Raw genomic sequence first — 14,402 nt, forward strand, 5'->3', positions numbered from 1 at the left:
ACGACCCCACCCGGCTGGCTGTCCACCCGTATGGAAGGCTGCTGCAAACACAGTGGAAGAGACATTGAAGATCATCGTGCTGGTCAAGTACGTCCCTGACGCCCAGTTCGACCGGCACCTCAACGGCGAGGGACACACGACGGACCGCTCCGAGAGCATCCTGTCCGAACTGGATGAGTACGCCCTCGAAGCCGCACTCCAGCTGATCGAGGCCCGCGGCGGGGAAGCGGCCGGCAACAGGGTCATTGCCCTGAGCATGGGTCCGGCCGCTGCGGTCAACGCGGTGAAGAAGTCCCTGCAGATTGGCGCCACCGAAGGCGTCCTCCTCAGCGACGAGGCGCTGGCAGGGTCCGACGCCGCCGCCACCTCGCTGGCACTGGCCGCCGCCATCCGCCACCTCGGCGCTGATGCCCCCGCGGACCTCGTCATCACCGGCATGGCCTCCACCGACGGCGAAACGTCCCTGGTCCCGGCCCAGCTCGCGGAGCGCCTCGGCCTCCCGCAGGTCTCCTTCGCGTCCTCGCTGGAGCTCGACGGCGGCACACTCACCGCCCGCCGCGACGGTGACTCGCACACGGACACGGTCGAGGCCACCCTGCCCGCCCTCGTCTCGGTCACGGACCAGGCCAATGACCCCCGCTACCCAAACTTCAAGGGCATCATGGCGGCGAAAAAGAAGTCGATCACCACGTTGAGCCTTGCGGACATCGGCGTCGACGCCGCGCACGTCGGACGGTCCGGATCCTGGACCGACGTCGCATCAGCCGAGGCACGCCCGGCGCGCACCGCCGGCACCATCATCACCGACGAGGGCGACGCCGGCATCAAGCTGGTTGAGTTCCTGGCCACCCAGAAGCTGCTCTAAGGGATTCCCAGACATGGCAAAAGTGCTTGTATTCATTGACAACCCCGGCCAGGCCCTGAAGAAGGCCAGCCTTGAGCTGCTCACCATTGCCCGGTCCCTGGGCGAGCCGGCGGTCGCCCTCAATGGAGAGCTGCACGAGGACGTCGCGGCGACGCTGGCGGCCTACGGCGCCCAGACGCTGTACCGGCCCTCCGCAGCGGACCTCGACGACTACCTCGTCGGCCCCAAGGCCTCCTACCTGGCCGCCGCGGTGCAGACCGCCGGTGCCACCGTGGTGCTGACCGAGAACTCTGCGGAAGCCAGGGAAATCGCGGCGAGACTCGGCATCAAGCTCGGTGCCGGCGTCATCACCGACGTCGTCGCCGTGGACCCGGACGGAACCGCGCACAAGTCCGTGCTGGCCGGGTCCTACACCACCACCGCCAAGGCATCGACGCCGGTCGCGGTCCTGACCGTCAAATCCAACAGCATCACCCCCGAACCCGCCGTCACCGGCACGGCGCCGGGAACCGTCACCGTGGAGGTGCCGGAGACCGCCACCGCGGCGTCGGCCCGGATCACGGCCCGCAACGAGAAGGCCGCCAGCGGCCGCCCGGACCTCGCCGAGGCCCGGATCGTCGTGGCCGGGGGCCGCGGTGTCGACGGCAACTTCGGGCCCGTGGAAGACCTGGCCGATGCCCTCGGTGCCGCCATCGGCGCCTCCCGCGCCGCAACGGACGCCGGCTGGATCGGCCACGACGCGCAGATCGGCCAGACCGGCAAGACCGTCTCACCCCAGCTGTTCATCTCGGCGGGTATCTCCGGGGCAATCCAGCAGAAGGCCGGCATGCAGACCGCCAAGGTGATCGTGGCCGTGAACAAGGATGCCGAGTCGCCCGTCTTCGAGATCGCCGACTTCGGCATCGTCGGGGACCTCTTCCAGGTCCTGCCGCAGGCAACCGCAGAAATCAAGAAGCGCAAGGGCTGATTCCGTGGACACCTTCGCCACCCAGGCGCGCAGCCCGTTCGATCCGGAACACCACCGGATCCAGCGGGTGCTTTGTTTCACCGCGCACCCGGACGATATCGACTTCGGCGCTGCCGGAACGATCGCGGCCTGGACCGCAGCCGGGGTGCAGGTCAGCTACTGCATCATGACCGACGGGGACGCCGGCGGTTTTGAACCCGGCCCACGGGATGAGATAGTCCGGCTGCGGAACGAGGAACAACGCCGTGCCGCCGCCCTCGTCGGAGTGACCGACATCCACTACCTGCACGAGCGCGACGGCTACCTTGAGCCCTCGCACGCCGTGATCCGCGAAGTGGTGCGGCTGATCCGCCAGCTTCGCCCCGACGTCGTGCTGTCGATGCATCCGGAACGGAACTGGAACCGGATCCAGAAGAGCCACCCTGACCATCTGGCGGTGGGGGAGGCGGTGACCCGGGCGGTGTATCCGGCGCTGGAGAACCCGTTCGCTTATCCCGAGCTGGCCGAGGCGGGGCTGGAAGCCTACAAGCTGCCGTGGCTGTGGCTCCTCGCCGGGCCGGAGGAACGCGAAAACCACGTCGTCGACGTCACGGACCACGTCGAGGCCAAACTCGCCGCGATCCACATCCACGTCAGCCAGCACCCGGACGTCGAGGCCATGGACCGCACGGTCCGTGGGCTGATGCTCCGGACTGCGGAACGGGGCGGTCTCCCGGCCGGGCGCAGCGCGGAGGCGTTCCACGTTGTTCCAGTCAACGGAGCGGGAACCATCGCAGGGTTCTAGCCTTGCCCCGCACTGTCCTCTCCCATAAACCCGCCCCTGTTTAAAGCATATTTAACTGTGGAAGGCAGGCTGTGGTGGCGAGGACTGCGCAGCACCCCGTGCTCGTGATCATGGGTGTCTCGGGATCAGGAAAGTCAACCGTGGCCGGCCAGCTGGCCAGCCGGCTGGGCTGGGATTTCGCGGAAGGCGATGATCTTCACCCCGGATCGAACGTGGCGAAGATGCACGCCGGGCAGCCCCTGACCGACGCGGACCGCGGGCCCTGGCTGGAAAGCATCGCCGGGTGGATCCGGCAGCATACAGACTCCGGCATCCCCGGCGTCGTCACCTGCTCGGCGCTCAAGAAAAGCTACCGGGATGTCCTGCGCGGCGAAGGCGTGGTGTTCGTGTTCCTCGACGGGAGCAGGGACCGGATCACGGACCGGCTGGCGGCCCGGCACGGGCATTTCATGCCGCCGTCCCTGCTTGAGTCCCAGTTTGAGGCTCTCGAAGCCCCCACGGGAGATGAAAACTTCATCACCCTCAGCGTCAGTCCGGCGCCTGCGGACGAAGCACAGGAAATCATCGACCGGCTCGGCCTCGACGGCCCATCCGGCGCCGCGGGCAGGCCATAGCCGGACCAGCACCAAACCCGGACAGCACAAAGCCGGGCAGGCCGTGGACCCTCAGGGGGTCCGGGGCCTGCCCGGCCTCGTTCGTTCGTTTGTTGGTGCGTTGGTTGGGGCGGAGCCCCGACGCTAGGCTCCCAGCGGGGCGGCGGCCACTGTCGGGGTGGTCGGCGACGTCGAGCCACCGGTGGGTTCCACCGTGATGCCCAGGGATGCCGCACTGCTGATGCCCTTGACGACGGCCGGCTTGGACAACGCTTCCGCGTCCATCAGGCCCTGGGACACCGGGGCCGAGCCGTCCTTTGGAATCAGCCACATCTGGTACACCTTGCCGGCCGGCGGCGCCGGGACGTCGTTCATCTTCACGACGATCGCGTCCTTCGACGGCGAGACGGACACGGTCGCCGTGCCGCCGCCGGTGACGTTGACCGTCGCCTGCCGCACATCGCCGGCCTGCAGGACCTGGTTCAGCGGATCGTTCTGGTTCGCCAGGTAGGATCCGACGCCGACACCGCCCAGGGCGATGATGGCCGCGGCAGCGACGCCGACGAGCCAGTTGCGCATTCCCTGCGGCCGGCGCCGTTCCTCCCGGCGCTTGCGGGCGGCGCCGAGGTCGTCGGTGGCAGCGAGCTGGGAGGGCTCCCGGACGGGACGGGCGAGGACCGGCGGGACCGCCGGCTGCTCCTGGGACGTGTGGGCGCCCGGCGCTGCATCGCGTCCCTGGCCGGGCAGGGCCGCCAGAATCCGGTCCAGCAGTCCGGCGGGCGGTTCTTCCTCGGCGGCAAAGCTGGTCGCGAGGGTCTCCCGGGCCTGGCGGACGCGCTCGTCGAAGGCGGCGCGTTCGGCGTGCGGAGCCGAGAGGAGGTAACCCTCGATGGCGGCACGCTCGGCGTCGTCCACGGCGTCCAGAGCGTACACCTCGGCGAGGTCTGCCGCGCGTCCCGAGGCGAGGTCGGCGGCGATATCGGCTGCAAAGCCGCCGGGGACGCGGCCGTTGTTCCGTGCGTTAATATCGGTCATCTCAACTCACCCCCAGGCAGGTCTTCAGTCGGATCAGTCCGTCGCGGATGCGGGACTTGATGGTGGGCACCGCAGCGTTGAGCTTTTCTGCGACTTCCCGGTAGGTGAGGCCGCCGTAATAGGCCAGCCGCACGGACTCCTGTTGCGTCTCGGTCAGCGTCGCCAGGCAGCGGACCACAGCCTCGGCCTCAAGCCTGCTGCCGACCTCGTCAGAGACCGAATCGTGGTCGATGACCTGGCTGCTGGCGCCGTATTTGGCTTCCCGGTCGGTGGAGGACTGGGAGGAGCGGACCTTGTCCACGGCCCTGCGGTGCGAAATGGTCATGAGCCACGCGAGCGGGCTGCCGGCCTCGGGGTTGAACTTGGCGGCGTTCTGCCAGACCTGGAGGAAGACTTCCTGCGTGGCGTCCTCACTGAGTTCCGCATCGATCAGTACCCGCCGGGCCATGCCGAAGACGCGCCGTGACGTGAGTTCGTAGAACTTGGCGAAGGCTGTCTGGTCGCCGGCGGCAATCTGCTCCAGCAGTGCGCCGAGCCGGCGGTTCGTGTCGGCCGGCGTGCCAGGGGGAGCGGAAGCCTCGGGAATCGGGGCGTTGGGAGTGTCCATCACCGTCAAGCATAAGGTGCCCGCCGCCGATAGCGGGTCAGGACGGGCTGCTGCCGGGGCGTGGCCGCCGGCGGTACGCCGGGCCGGGCGCCTATCCACCTGCATGGTTCTCACCTGCCGCTCCTCGCTCCCTTCCCCGTTCCCTCCGCCCGTCGGTAGAACCGGACTTCAGCAGTGATTCGGGGCGGCCGGGCAAAAGGATTGCCCGGCCGCGGGAAAATTGCGGTGCCTACAGCCTGGCGCCGGCAAACCCGTTCTGGCGCCACGCCTCATAGACCGCGATCGAGGCTGCGTTCGCCAGGTTCAGTGAGCGCAGCGCGGGCAGCATCGGCAGCCGGACGCGGGACGTGACATGCGGGTCGTGTTTGAGTTCCTCGGGCAGGCCCACGGATTCCCGGCCGAACAGCAGCACGTCCCCGGGCCGGTAGCTGATGTCGGTGTAGGACGCCTCGCCGTCGGAGGTGAACGCAAAGACACGGTCCGGAGCGAGGGCGGCCCAGGCAGCGTCAATGTCCGGGTGGACGGTCACGACGGCGAGGTCGTGGTAGTCGAGGCCGGCCCGGCGCAGCTTCGCGTCGGAGAAATCGAAGCCCAGGGGCTCGACCAGGTGCAGCTCGGCTCCGGTAATGGCGGCCAGCCGGATGGCATTGCCGGTATTGCCGGGGATTTCAGGGGCGTGGAAGAGGATGCGGAACACGCATCCCATCCTAGCGAGGCTGCTAGTGCATCCCGCGCAGCAGCCGGGCCAGCACCGGAACGATGACGGTGTTGGGGGCCGGGCCGGAACCCAGGAACTGCTTGAGGCCCCGGGCCAGCCCGGCGGCGTTGACCACCTGCACGGTCTCGTGCGCCCCCGAACGGCGGTGCCGGTCGATCACCGGTTCGTGCAGGTTGCCGTCAGTGCTGTGGACCACGGTCCAGCCGGTGACGTTCAGTTCCGGGAAGATGTCCTGCATGCGGCGCACCACGTGGGCCAGCTGGGGCGGTGCAATGGACCGTCCGCCGTGGGTCAGGGCGGAGCCGTTCCAGGCATAGGCTCCCGGCGGCAGCAGCATCGAACCGATGATTGCCATGCGGTAGCCGGAGAGCACCACATGGTCGATGTGGCTGTTGTCCGCCGGGGACTGCAGCCCGTTAATGAGCCGTGCGGCCGGGATGGCGGGGAGGATCTGACGGCTGATGAGCTGCACCGTCCGCATCTCCCGCTGGATCCGGGCCTCGGCCCCGAAGATGCCGCGCTTCCGGGGCAGCCCGTGGACCTGTTGGCTGGCCAGGCTCTCCGGGATCAGCGGCACTTCGCCTGTCCCGGCATACTGCTCGAAGGGCGGGATGTAGACCGGGGCGTCGGAGGCCGTGTTCCGTGGCGTGTTCGGGCGCCGGACAGTGGCCGAGGCGCGGCTCCCGGCCGCCGGGGCATCGAAGTGGGCCCCTTCGTCGGGGGCCGGACCGGCGGAAGCGCCACGGCCGCCGCCGTAGGACCGGTCGTAGTCGGCCCGGCTCTTGGCATTGATCAGCGTCTCGTAGGCGAGCGTGACGCGCCGGAACGCGGCCGGGTCGCCACCGTGATCGGGGTGCGCGGTGCGGGCGGCCTTGCGGTAGGCCACCTTGATTTCCTTTTCCGTCGCCGTGACGGGGATCCGGAGGACCTGGTAATGCGAGCTGTTGCCCTGCGTCAAGCAAGAATCCTTTACATCGATGGTGCCAGCCCATCCTGGACGTCCGGCGTGGCCAGTTTAACCGGCAAGGGGAAGAACGAGCGTACCGGCGCGGAAGGTTCCCGGCCGCCGGCACCAGCCAGCGCCCGATGACCGCCGTCGCCGTCACCCGCGGGCCTCAGGCGGTGCTTTCGCGGCGAGAGTCTAGAATCGTGCGGGGGCCGGGCAGCAATGCGGAACCGGCATGGCGAATGGGGGCGGAGCGGGGCATGGGAAGCAAGCGGGAAACGTCCGGCACGGCACGGACTGGCATGAGCCCCGGTTCCCGTCGCGCCCTCCGCGCAAAGCGGGGGATCCGCGCGTTCCTGGCGCTCGCGGTCACGGCCGCGCTGGCCGGCTGCAGCGTCGGCGTTCCGGACCCCTCTGCACCCAAGGCGGCGCCGGCCACTCCGACGCTGGCCACGCCCACCATCACTCCCGGACACGACGCCGCTGCTGTCGCGGCGCAGGACATGCCCTTCGCTGCCGGCGGCACCCTGGCGGCCGGCGTGCCCGTCCGGCTTTCCGACGGGCTGCGTGAGCAGCCGGGGTGGAAGCCCGGCGCGGAAAACGTAGCCGGGACCAGCGAGTACGTCAGGTCGGACGGTTGTGTGGTCTCGGCAAAGGTACGGACCAACCAATCAGCCCTCGCCGTTTCCGGGGACGACAGGGCATCCACGGAAGCGCTCTTCCAGTACCTTGACGCCAGCATTCTTCCGGCCTACCTGAAATCGGAGACCCTGCGCTGGGGTGGAGAACCCGGCAAACCCGCTCCGCGCGTCGAGGTTCTTGTCTATGCGGGCGGGGGACGGGCCGGTGCCCGGGCCACGGCAATCTACGCGCGGCTGTTCGGCACCTCGGGATCGTCCGTGTACCTGTCCGCCTCGTGCCCGGACGCCGCGACTCTCGCCACTGCGCGGATCGAGGCCGAAGCGTGGATCGCCGTCGTTCCGCCGTCCGGCTGACCCGGCTGCCGGACCGGCAGTTTAAGGCCCCAGGAACCCAGGGCCTAGGCGGCCAGGCGTGACGTGGCTGCCGCCGCGGGTTTTGGCTGCCCGTTCCGGCCGGTCAGCAGCACGCCCGCCATCACCAGGATGCCGCCCACAATCTGGACGACGGTGAGCGGCGTCCCCAGTGCCACGGTGATGACCGCCGTAAACACAACGATCAGGTTAAGGTAGTTCCCGGCTGTCCCGGGCGGGGTGGTCTTCAGCGCGATGTTCCAGAACAGGTAGGCGCCCAGGGACGGGAAGACGACGATGTACGCCAGCGACCAGGCTTCGGACGGCGTCTGAGGAAGCCGCACATTCAGGGCGAGGGCGAAGGGGGCCAGTGTGAGAGTCGCGATCGCCACCTGCACGGCCGTGGCCGCAATGGGGGGGACCCCCAGCCTGCGGGCGATGATCGTGTAGAGGGCCCAGATGATGATCGCGCCGATCATCATGACTTCACCGCTATTGAGGGAAAAACCCAGTGCGCGCTGCGGCTCGCCCCGGGTCAGCACCAGCAGCACGCCGAGCAGGCCGAGGCAGATGCCGAGCCAGCCCAGGCGCGTGGTCCGCTCGCCGAGCAGAACGACGGCCATCACAACGATCAGGGCCGGGTTGGCCGCCGTGATCAGGGCAGCGTTCACGGCGGAGGTGTGGCCGAGTGCCCCGTACAGCAGGAGCGTGTAACCGCTCATCCCGAGCACGCTCAGGAGCAGCAGCGCCGGCCAGCGGCGCAGGACCGCCCGCCAATCGGGTTTCTCCACGAAGTGGGCCAGGAGAAGCAGCGGCACGGCGGCCAGCGCCCAGCGCCAGAACGTCAGGTCCAGGGCGGTCATCGAGGCGACGGCGGCCTGGCCGACGACGTAGTTGCCGGACCAGAACAGGGTGGCCAGGACCAGGTACAGGGACGCTTTCACCGCTCGAATCTACACCAGTACCGGAATCCGGCCGCAGGTAGAATTGCCCTGTGCCCGTCTACCTTGATCATGCTGCCACCACCACCCTCGCTCCGGAGGCCCTGGCTGCGCTGACCCGCGAACTGTCCCGGACCGGCAACCCGTCTTCTCTGCACGGATCCGGCCGCCGCGCCCGGCGCGCCGTCGAGGACGCCCGCGAGGTGCTGGCGGCCGCGGCCGGGTCGCACCCCTCAGAGGTCATCTTCACCTCGGGCGGGACCGAAGCCGACAACCTCGCCGTGAAGGGTCTGTACTGGGCCCGGCGCGCCGAAGATCCGGCCCGCACGCGGATCCTGTGCTCCGCCGTCGAGCACCACGCCGTGCTGGACACCGTCGAATGGCTCGCGCGGCACGAGGGTGCCGAGGTCTGCTGGCTGACGGTGGATGCGGACGGCGTCGTCGACCTGGCCGTGCTGGAGGCGGAGCTCGCCCGGGACCCGGCGTCGATCGCCCTGGTCACGGTGATGTGGGCCAACAACGAAGTCGGCACCATCCAGCCCATCCCGGAGATCGTCGACGTGGCGCACCGGGCCGGCGTCCCCGTTCACTCCGATGCGGTCCAGGCGTTCGGTTCGGTGCCCGTGGATTTCCGTACCAGCGGACTCGACGCCATGTCCATCTCCGGGCACAAGATCGGCGGCCCGGTCGGCGTCGGGGCGCTCCTGCTGGGCCGCGCCGTGAAACTGACTCCGGTCCAGCACGGCGGGGGACAGGAACGCGACGTCCGCTCCGGAACACTCGACACCGCCTCGATCGCAGCGTTCGCCGCGGCGGCCGAAGCCGTCACGGCCAACCTGCCGCAGGAAGCGGCGCGCATCGCCGCGCTCCGGGACCGGCTGGTCGACGGCGTCCGGGCAGCCGTTCCCGACGCCGTGCTGCGCGGGGCTCCCGGCGCGGGACGGCTTCCGGGCAACGCCCACTTCACCTTCCCCGGCTGCGAAGGCGACTCGCTGCTTTTCCTGCTGGATCTGGCCGGGGTCGAATCCTCCACCGGATCGGCCTGCACCGCGGGGGTTCCCCGGCCCTCCCATGTGCTGCTGGCGATGGGACTGGACGAGGACACCGCCCGGGGCGCCCAGCGCTTCAGCCTGGGGCATTCCTCCACCGGGGCCGACGTCGACGCGTTGCTGGCTGCCCTGCCCGGCGCCTTCGCCCGCGCGCGCCAGGCCGGCATGGCCGGGCACGAGTCCAGCATCCAGACCGCCGGAACCGTTGCCCGCCACGCCGCAGGCGGCACAAACTGACGACAGGCGGGGCGCCGTAAGGATCTAGGCGTCCGGCAGAAGCCGGTCCAGCGCGACGCCGGGGTCGGCGAGGGCATCAGGACCCACAGGGATTTTCGCTGAAATGAGCTGCTTGATGATCTTTTGGGGCCTGGCGGACCGGGGCCAGTTCACGTTCATGCCCGCGACCACCCGGCCGCCGCGCTGCCAGAAGGCGAGGAACTCCTTCTGCTCCAGCGAACCGCGGATGGTGGGCCGGCCGGTAACGAGTGTCGGGAAGCCGGAGTACTCCATGCTGACGTCGAACTGGTCGGTGTAAAAGTAGGGGACCGTGTCCAGCGCGGCGGCCAGGCCGAGCATTGCCCTGGCCGCCACCTTGCCGCCGTTGAGGGCATTCGACCAGTGCTCGCTGCGGTGGTGCTCGCCGGTGAAGGGATGCAGGGCGTTGGCGACGTCGCCGGCCGCAAAGATACCGGGCGCGGAGGTCTGAAGCGAGGCGTCCGTGAGGATGCCGTTGCGCACCGCGAGGCCCGCCGCCTCGGCCAGCGACACTGCGGGAACCACACCCACGGCGATGATCACCAGATCAGCGGGCAGGATCTCCCCTGCATCCGTGACCACGCCGGTGACCCGCCCCGACTCTCCGGTGATCCGGGCGGCCGAGGCAGGGAGCCGGAACCGGACGCCGTTCGCCTCGTGCAGCGAGCGGAAGAAGCCGCCCAGCTCGGGCCCGATCGCCGCGCCCAGCGGCACGTCCTCCAGCCCCAGCAGCGTGACGGAGTTTCCGTAGGCGCTCGCCGCCGCGGCCAGTTCCATGCCGATCCAGCCCGAACCGATCAGCACCACGTTCCGGCCGCCACCGGCCAGGCCGGCGCGCAGTTGAAGGCTGTCATCCACGGTACGGAACGTCCCGACTCCCGCCAGGCCGCTGCCGGGCAGCTGGAGGCGCCGCGGACGTGCCCCGGTGGCCAGCAGCAGCGAGGTGTAGTCCAGCGTCCGGCCGTCCCCGCACGCCACTGTGCGGGCGGCCGGATTGATCCCCGTGACGGGGACGCCCAGCCGCAGGTCGACCCCGTGCTCCGCGAACCAGCCGGCCGGAGCCACGGGCAGCGCCTCGTCGGCGGCCCTGCCCAGCAGGTATTCCTTGGACAATGGCGGGCGCAGGTACGGCTGGTGCCGCTCCTCTGCCAGCAGGATCACCCGCCCGTCATGCCCTTCGGCGCGGAGGGTCCTGGCGGCGGTGGCACCGGCGAGCCCTCCGCCCACGATCACGATGTTTTCGGTGGCCATTCTGCACCCGGCTCCCGGGGCCGCCGGCACAACCGGGGCGCCCCGTATCCTGGAAGTGAACCCAAAACCATTATTTTGACTTTAAAAGTGGCATGCCCGGGCCGTCAACGCCTTTTGGGTGGGAATTCGGCGTGGCGATAGACTGGTGTGGCGGGCACTGTGTTACTTCTGCGTCCAGCAGCAGCCGGTGCCGGCACCTACCCCCGAACCCCAAAGAAAGTCAGTATGCGAGTTCTTGCAGCCATGAGCGGCGGCGTCGATTCCGCCGTTGCCGCAGCCCGCGCCGTCGAGGCGGGTCACGACGTCGTCGGAGTCCACCTCGCGCTGTCCCGGATGCCGGGTACGCTGCGCACCGGCAGCCGAGGCTGCTGCACCATCGAGGACTCCCGCGACGCCTGGCGGGCCTGCGACGTGCTCGGGATTCCCTACTACGTCTGGGACTTCTCGGAGCGCTTCAAGGAGGATGTGGTCCAGGACTTCATCGACGAGTACGCCGCGGGACGCACCCCCAACCCCTGCATGCGCTGCAACGAACGGATCAAGTTCGCCGCGCTGCTGGAGAAGGCGATCGCCCTGGGGTTCGATGCCGTCTGCACGGGCCACTACGCGAAGGTGATCAACGACGCCGAGGGCAATCCTGAACTGCACCGGGCCGCGGACTGGGCCAAGGACCAGAGCTACGTTCTCGGCGTGCTCACGCACGAGCAGCTCAAGCACTCCATGTTCCCGCTTGCGGACACGCCGTCCAAGGCCGAGGTCCGCGCCGAAGCGGAACGCCGCGGGCTTTCGGTGGCCAACAAGCCGGACAGCCACGACATCTGCTTCATCCCGGACGGCGACACCGCCGGCTGGCTGGCCGAGAAGATCGACATGACCACCGGCGACATCGTGGACGAATCCGGTGCGAAGGTCGGAGAGCACCCCGGCGCCAACGCGTTCACGGTCGGCCAGCGCCGCGGGCTGAAGCTGGGCACCCCGGCCGCCGACGGCAAGCCCCGCTTCGTCCTGGAAATCCGGCCGAAGGAGAACAAGGTTGTCGTGGGCCCGGAGGCACTCCTGGCCATCGACGAGATCCGCGGCATCAAGGTCTCCTGGGCCGGCCTGCCGATCGCCGAAGCGGCCACCGGCGAAGAATTCGACTGCTATGCCCAGGTCCGCGCCCACGGCGACCCCGTGCCTGCCACGGCGCGGATGGAACGCCTGCCTGCCGGTGGCAGCGCCGGCGGACACGGCAACCTTGTGGTCACCCTGACGGAGCCGCTGCGCGGTGTGGCCCCGGGCCAGACCGTGGTGCTGTACCAGGGCAGCCGTGTCCTGGGCCAGGCCACCATCGACGCCGCGCGGTCGCTGCAGCGGGCCGCACTCTAGACCGCCCTGCATCAGGGACGACCCGGGACGGCGGCCGTCCCGGCGCCGCCGGAAAGCCGCACACCGCCGGTGTGCGGCTTTTTGCATCGGTATCCCGGCCCCTGCGCGCCGGGCACCCTGCACCCTGTACCCTGCCGAAGTTCAGCCGGGATTCCTGCAGATAATGATGAGTTCTGCGCGATCGTGTAAATTTTGTGTCTCATCTCACAGGATGTAACGATTCACCTGATGATCGTCTGGTTGAATCAGTCCATCAGGACAGTGTTCTGCCCCGGGTCATGACCAACATCTCTTCCGGGCAGCGCACTAGTACTCATCGAACAGAAAGTTCACAGATGGCAATGAACAAAAAGGCCCTGCAGAGCGCCATCGCGCTCGCCGGGGTATCAGCCTTCGCACTGACCGCCTGCACCGGCCCCTCCGGCGGCGGAACGGCGACCGGCAGCGCGGCCGGCGGAGGCACCATTACGTACGGCACGACCGACAAGGTCGTCACCCTCGACCCGGCCGGCTCCTACGACGCCGGCTCCTTCATGGTGATGAACCAGATCTACCCGTTCCTGCTCAACTCGAAGCCGGGCACCGCCGCCTCCACACCCGACATCGCCGAGTCTGCCTCCTTCACCAGCCCCACCGAATACACCGTCAAGCTCAAGCCCGGCCTGAAGTTCGCGAACGGCAACGCGCTGACGTCCTCCGACGTGAAGTTCTCCATCGACCGGGTCGTCAGCATCGCCGATGACAACGGCCCCGCGTCGCTCCTTGGCAACCTCGAATCGGTCACCGTCAAGGACGACACCACCGTGGTCTTCACGCTCAAGGCCGGCAACGACCAGGTCTTCCCGGGCGTCCTCGCCGCCAACGCGGGTCCGGTCATCGACGAAGAGGTCTTCCCGGCGGACAAGCTGATGACCGACGACGAAATCGTCAAGGGCAAGCCGTTCGCCGGTCCCTACACGATTGAGAGCTACAAGAAGAACGAACTTGTCAGCCTCAAGGCCAACCCGGACTACCAGGGCCTGCTCGGCAAGCCGGCCAACAGCGGCGCCACGATCAAGTACTACGCCGATTCGAACAACCTCAAGCTGGATGTCCAGCAGGGCAACATCGACGTCGCCGGCCGCAGCCTGACGGCGACCGACGCCGCTGACCTGGAAAAGGATTCCAAGGTCAAGGTCTACAAGGGCCCGGGTGGCGAGCTGCGCTACATCGTTTTCAACTTCGACACCATGCCGTTCGGCGCCAAGGCGGCCGACGCCGATCCCGCGAAGGCGCTTGCCGTCCGCCAGGCCGTGGCCAACGTCGTCGACCGCGACGCAATAGCCAGCCAGGTCTACAAGGACACCTACCTGCCGGTCTACTCGGTCGTTCCCGACGGCTTCGTCGGCGCCAGCCAGCCGCTGAAGGACATGTACGGCGACGGCAGCGGCAAGCCGAGCCTCGACAAGGCCAAGAAGGCCTTCGAAGACGCCGGCGTCACCGCTCCGGTCACCCTCAAGCTCCAGTACAACCCGGACCACTACGGCAAGTCCTCGGGTGACGAATACGCCATGATCAAGGAACAGCTCGAGAAGTCCGGCCTGTTCACGGTTGAACTGCAGTCCACCGAGTGGGTCACCTACTCCAAGGACCGCACGGCGGACGCCTACCCGGTCTACCAGCTCGGCTGGTTCCCGGACTACTCCGACGCCGACAACTACCTCACGCCGTTCTTCGTCCCCGGCAACTTCCTGAAGAACCACTACGAAAACCCCGCCGTCACGGAGCTCATCAACAAGCAGCTGACCACCGTTGACAAGGCGGAGCGCGAAAAGATCCTTGGCGAGGCCCAGACTGCCGTCGCCGAGGACCTGTCGACGCTGCCGCTGCTGCAGGGCGCCCAGCTGATGGTCGCCGGCAAGGACATCAAGGGTGTTGACCAGACCCTGGATGCTTCCTTCAAGACCCGCCTTGGTGTTATCTCCAAGTAGGTCGCATTCCCCATCCGGTTCTGACCAGCCAACGAGGCGGGGTGCCCACACGGCGCCCCGC

14 protein-coding genes are annotated in these 14,402 nt (G+C 68.6%); 8 read left to right on the forward strand and 6 right to left on the reverse strand.

Going from position 1 to position 14,402, the window contains the following annotated elements; all coding sequences use genetic code 11:
• Positions 1–64: 64 nt before the first annotated feature.
• The 4 genes from ACZYX4_RS12520 (at position 65) to ACZYX4_RS12535 (ending at position 3,230) form a co-directional block, all read left to right on the forward strand.
• Positions 65–865 carry an electron transfer flavoprotein subunit beta/FixA family protein gene (locus tag ACZYX4_RS12520; RefSeq protein WP_463876419.1) on the forward strand — a complete coding sequence of 267 codons (801 nt, stop codon included), beginning with the start codon at positions 65–67 and terminating at the stop codon, positions 863–865.
• Positions 866–878: 13 nt separating this feature from the next.
• On the forward strand, positions 879–1,832 hold the full coding sequence (locus tag ACZYX4_RS12525; RefSeq protein WP_463876312.1) for an electron transfer flavoprotein subunit alpha/FixB family protein: 954 nt from the start codon (positions 879–881) through the stop codon (positions 1,830–1,832).
• Positions 1,833–1,836: 4 nt separating this feature from the next.
• On the forward strand, positions 1,837–2,616 hold the full coding sequence (locus tag ACZYX4_RS12530) for a PIG-L deacetylase family protein (protein ID WP_463876314.1): 780 nt from the start codon (positions 1,837–1,839) through the stop codon (positions 2,614–2,616).
• A gap of 74 nt (positions 2,617–2,690) precedes the next feature.
• Positions 2,691–3,230, forward strand: a complete 540-nt coding sequence (locus ACZYX4_RS12535) for a gluconokinase (RefSeq protein WP_463876316.1) — start codon at positions 2,691–2,693, stop codon at positions 3,228–3,230.
• Between the two features lie 123 nt (positions 3,231–3,353).
• Here ACZYX4_RS12535 and ACZYX4_RS12540 read toward each other — a convergent pair whose 3' ends face one another.
• The 4 genes from ACZYX4_RS12540 to ACZYX4_RS12555 form a co-directional block, all read right to left on the reverse strand.
• Positions 3,354–4,244: an anti-sigma factor gene (locus ACZYX4_RS12540; RefSeq protein WP_463876318.1), complete on the reverse strand. Its 891-nt coding sequence runs from the start codon at positions 4,242–4,244 to the stop codon at positions 3,354–3,356.
• A 1-nt stretch (position 4,245) separates the two neighbouring features.
• The gene (sigK, locus tag ACZYX4_RS12545; protein ID WP_463876320.1) at positions 4,246–4,851 is read right to left on the reverse strand and encodes an ECF RNA polymerase sigma factor SigK; all 606 of its coding nucleotides are present in this window, start codon (positions 4,849–4,851) and stop codon (positions 4,246–4,248) included.
• 229 nt (positions 4,852–5,080) lie between these two features.
• Complete coding sequence (locus ACZYX4_RS12550; protein ID WP_463876322.1) at positions 5,081–5,548, reverse strand: tRNA (cytidine(34)-2'-O)-methyltransferase; 468 nt, start codon at positions 5,546–5,548, stop codon at positions 5,081–5,083.
• A gap of 22 nt (positions 5,549–5,570) precedes the next feature.
• Positions 5,571–6,527, reverse strand: a complete 957-nt coding sequence (locus tag ACZYX4_RS12555) for a J domain-containing protein (RefSeq protein ID WP_463876324.1) — start codon at positions 6,525–6,527, stop codon at positions 5,571–5,573.
• Positions 6,528–6,817: 290 nt separating this feature from the next.
• Here ACZYX4_RS12555 and ACZYX4_RS12560 point away from each other — a divergent pair, with 290 nt between their 5' ends.
• Positions 6,818–7,510, forward strand: a complete 693-nt coding sequence (locus tag ACZYX4_RS12560; RefSeq protein WP_463876326.1) for a hypothetical protein — start codon at positions 6,818–6,820, stop codon at positions 7,508–7,510.
• A gap of 44 nt (positions 7,511–7,554) precedes the next feature.
• Here the strand turns inward: ACZYX4_RS12560 and ACZYX4_RS12565 are convergent, their stop codons facing one another.
• Entirely contained in the window at positions 7,555–8,451 is an 897-nt protein-coding gene (locus ACZYX4_RS12565; RefSeq protein WP_463876328.1) for a DMT family transporter, read from the reverse strand.
• 50 nt (positions 8,452–8,501) lie between these two features.
• Here ACZYX4_RS12565 and ACZYX4_RS12570 point away from each other — a divergent pair, with 50 nt between their 5' ends.
• Positions 8,502–9,734, forward strand: a complete 1,233-nt coding sequence (locus ACZYX4_RS12570; RefSeq protein WP_463876330.1) for a cysteine desulfurase family protein — start codon at positions 8,502–8,504, stop codon at positions 9,732–9,734.
• A gap of 24 nt (positions 9,735–9,758) precedes the next feature.
• Here ACZYX4_RS12570 and ACZYX4_RS12575 read toward each other — a convergent pair whose 3' ends face one another.
• Positions 9,759–11,003: an NAD(P)/FAD-dependent oxidoreductase gene (locus ACZYX4_RS12575; RefSeq protein WP_463876332.1), complete on the reverse strand. Its 1,245-nt coding sequence runs from the start codon at positions 11,001–11,003 to the stop codon at positions 9,759–9,761.
• A 225-nt stretch (positions 11,004–11,228) separates the two neighbouring features.
• Here ACZYX4_RS12575 and mnmA point away from each other — a divergent pair, with 225 nt between their 5' ends.
• Together mnmA and ACZYX4_RS12585 are read left to right on the forward strand one after the other, a co-directional pair.
• The gene (gene mnmA / locus ACZYX4_RS12580) at positions 11,229–12,371 is read left to right on the forward strand and encodes a tRNA 2-thiouridine(34) synthase MnmA (RefSeq protein WP_463876334.1); all 1,143 of its coding nucleotides are present in this window, start codon (positions 11,229–11,231) and stop codon (positions 12,369–12,371) included.
• A 335-nt stretch (positions 12,372–12,706) separates the two neighbouring features.
• Positions 12,707–14,341, forward strand: a complete 1,635-nt coding sequence (locus ACZYX4_RS12585) for an ABC transporter substrate-binding protein (RefSeq protein WP_463876336.1) — start codon at positions 12,707–12,709, stop codon at positions 14,339–14,341.
• Positions 14,342–14,402 lie beyond the last annotated feature (61 nt).

Source organism: Pseudarthrobacter leeuwenhoeki (assembly GCF_055412885.1).